Origin of the sequence: Flavobacterium sp. (assembly GCF_035760125.1) — a bacterium.
Classification (GTDB): Bacteria; Bacteroidota; Bacteroidia; order Flavobacteriales; family Flavobacteriaceae; genus Flavobacterium.
Genome location: NZ_DASTTN010000149.1, coordinates 1 through 2,752, shown reverse-complemented (window position 1 = coordinate 2,752; position 2,752 = coordinate 1). Strand labels below are relative to the sequence as shown.

General features: G+C 31.6%; 3 protein-coding genes and 1 pseudogene. 3 read left to right on the top strand and 1 reads right to left on the bottom strand.

Annotation, left to right across the window (positions count from 1 at the left end; translation table 11 throughout):
- From VFS71_RS05845 to VFS71_RS05835, 3 genes and pseudogenes are all read left to right on the top strand, one after another.
- A pseudogene (locus tag VFS71_RS05845) lies at window positions 1-319 on the top strand (translation initiation factor IF-2); the annotation flags it as partial.
- Between the two features lie 72 nt (window positions 320-391).
- Entirely contained in the window at window positions 392-1,477 is a 1,086-nt protein-coding gene (locus VFS71_RS05840) for a hypothetical protein (RefSeq protein WP_326399929.1), read from the top strand.
- Window positions 1,478-1,619: 142 nt separating this feature from the next.
- Window positions 1,620-2,390, top strand: coding sequence for a 5'-methylthioadenosine/adenosylhomocysteine nucleosidase (locus VFS71_RS05835; protein WP_326399928.1), 771 nt, complete (start codon window positions 1,620-1,622; stop codon window positions 2,388-2,390).
- A 22-nt stretch (window positions 2,391-2,412) separates the two neighbouring features.
- Here VFS71_RS05835 and VFS71_RS05830 read toward each other — a convergent pair whose 3' ends face one another.
- Window positions 2,413-2,751 carry an SPOR domain-containing protein gene (locus tag VFS71_RS05830; RefSeq protein WP_326399927.1) on the bottom strand — a complete coding sequence of 113 codons (339 nt, stop codon included), beginning with the start codon at window positions 2,749-2,751 and terminating at the stop codon, window positions 2,413-2,415.
- Between the last annotated feature and the right edge of the window lies 1 nt (window position 2,752).

Below are 2,752 nucleotides of genomic sequence, written 5' to 3'. Positions count from 1 at the left end.
GTTAGCTCCAGAGATGAAAGAAGAAGTTCTAGGTACAGCTGAAATTCGTGAAATATTCAAAATTTCTAAAGTTGGTTCTATCGCAGGATGTATGGTTATTGACGGAAAAATTCTGAGAAATGCCAAGATTCGAGTTATTAGAGATGGAGTTGTTGTATTCACGGGTGAACTACTTGCATTGAAACGTTTCAAAGATGATGTGAAAGAAGTTGCTAAAGGATATGATTGTGGTATTCAAATAAAAGGATACAATGATATCGAAGAAAGAGATGTTATTGAAGCATACCATGAAGTGGCTATTAAAAAGAAATTGAAATAAGATTTCTTAGATCTATAATTTAAAATCCCAATTCGTTGGGATTTTTTTATTTTAGCATAAATTAGTTTGTATATGATTCGATTTTTTTTGTTTTTCAGTATGTTGTTTTGTTTTGTTTCGAATGCTCAAAATGAGACTCGCTATTTTATTTCTTTAGAAAATAGTGCCAATAAGAAAATTGAGAGCGGTTTTTATATTGAAAAAATATATGATGGAAGACAAATAAAAGACAATGTAGGGACTGTTCAGAGGTCTGTTTTTAATAAAAAAGTGTTGGCTGTTTTGGAAAAGCCCTTGACTGAGGAACTGCAAAATTATTTAACAATTTGTTTTCCAAAAGAAGAAGGAAAAAAAGGATTGTCAATTAGGGTAAATGAGTTTTATGTGTCGGAACATACAACCGATAATTTGGAAACTGGTTATGCAACCGTGGTTTTTGATTTTATTGAAAAAATTGAAGGTGTTGAATATATAGTGGGATCTTTTTCTTCTACCATTAGCGAAAATAGTTTTGATGTTACGAGTGGACACGAACAGAGGTTGATTAAAGCAATTAATACCTGTTTTGTTGAGTATAAAAACAGGAATAAGAAAGCCGAATTGAAAATTGTTTTTGATCCAAGTATGAAAATGGAGAAGGATTTAATTCCTATATATAATAAAGGAATCTATTTGAACTATGTGGATGTGTTTTATGGTAGTCCAAATACTCTTGATAATTATACTGTCACGAAATATAAAGACAAGTATTGCCTTTTAAACAATATAACTGGCAAAGTCGAAAGCGGGTTTTATGGGTTTAATGATGGTCAAAATATTTATATTAATCTCTTTCATTATTCAACCGTTAAGGTGTATGCCAAAACTGAAATAATGGGAATGTATTACTTTATTGATGAAGTAGTGTCAAATGTTTTTGATTATTCGGAACTTCGAGAAAAATTTGGTTTAACTGTAATGTTTTTATTTCCTGATTTAACGGAGCCTAAGTTGCCTTTGCTGATTGATAGATTTACAGGTTCTCCAGTTTTTTTGACCAATAGTTATATGGTTAATTTGCTTTCTCCGAATACTTTATTGGTAAAAGAATATAAGCGGACACAACGCACATCGGAAGATAAAAAAAGAATGTATAAGAAATATTTCGGTTTAATTTAAAAGATTCATTGTTAGATTGTTTTTATTCGGTAGGAATAAATTGGTCTTGAATACGAGTTTATATCCAATTAATTGCGAAAGAATAGAAGTGAAGTTTTTTTTAATTTGAAAATATTAATTTGATGCAAGCAAAATTAATTAAATGATAAAAAAAAGAATTGGTATTTTGGGCGCAATGCCTGAAGAGATTACAGGTATAGTGGGGTTGCTTAAAAACAAGCAGGAAGTGGTAAAGGGAATGCGTACCTATTATGTAGGGACGATAAATAATATTGAGGTTGTGGTTGTTTTTTCACGTTGGGGGAAAGTGGCATCAGCAACAACTGTTACACATTTAATTGTTGAGTTTGGTATTACGGAATTATTTTTTACCGGAGTTGCTGGCGCTATTAATCCAGATTTAAATATTGGTGATATTGTTATAGCTAGTAGTTTAATTCAGCATGATTTAGATGCCCGTCCTATAATGGATAGGTTTGAAATTCCTTTACTAGGGAAAACGAATCTTTGTCCTCCAAAAGAAATGTTGGATAAGGCAGTAGAGAGTATTGGTGAATTGCTTAGTGATGAAAGTTTGGTTCATTTACTTTCTTCGAGTCAAAGTGAGATCTTTTCTGTGTTAAATCCCAAAGTGGTTGTTGGTCAAATTGCCAGTGGAGACCAATTTTTTGCAAGTCATGAAGATAAAGGAAATCTTTTGGCGATACTCCCTGAAGTTTTATGTGTCGAGATGGAAGGTGCTGCGGTGGCACAAGTTTGTTTTGAATACAATATTCCTTATGTAGTAATTCGTACTATTTCAGATGAGGCAAATGATAATTCTGTTGTGAATTTTAAAGAATTTGTATCTCAAGTGGCTTCTAGATTTGGAGTCGAGATAATTGAAAAACTGTTAAAAAAAATAGCCCTTTAAAGGGCTATTTTCGTTAGAAATCTTATTTGTTTGGTTTTATTAAAAACACATTTTTATATTTCCTTTGAATATCGACGAGATTTCGTTCAGCTTCCATTCTGGTTCTGAAATTACCAACCCAAACTTTGTAATTTGGTGTATTGAAAATAATAGTTCCATCTAAGTTTTTAAATTCTTGACGAAACTCATTTAAAGTTTTTTTGGCACCTTCGCTTGCTCCATTGAAAATTTGGATTTTATAGCGATCGGAATAGGATAAATTAGTGTTGGATTTTCTTTTTTCATTCAACAATTGCTCAAATTTAGGGTCTTGATTTACGCTTAAATTGGAGTTCTGAGCTGTTATTCTGTTTGTCGTTATT

What these genes read in the sequence shown, in the direction of transcription:
- VFS71_RS05840 (WP_326399929.1), top strand. Translation starts at nt 392, where the DNA reads ATGATTCGATTTTTTTTGTTTTTCAGTATGTTGTTTTGTTTTGTTTCG.
- VFS71_RS05835 (WP_326399928.1), top strand. Translation starts at nt 1,620, where the DNA reads ATGATAAAAAAAAGAATTGGTATTTTGGGCGCAATGCCTGAAGAGATT.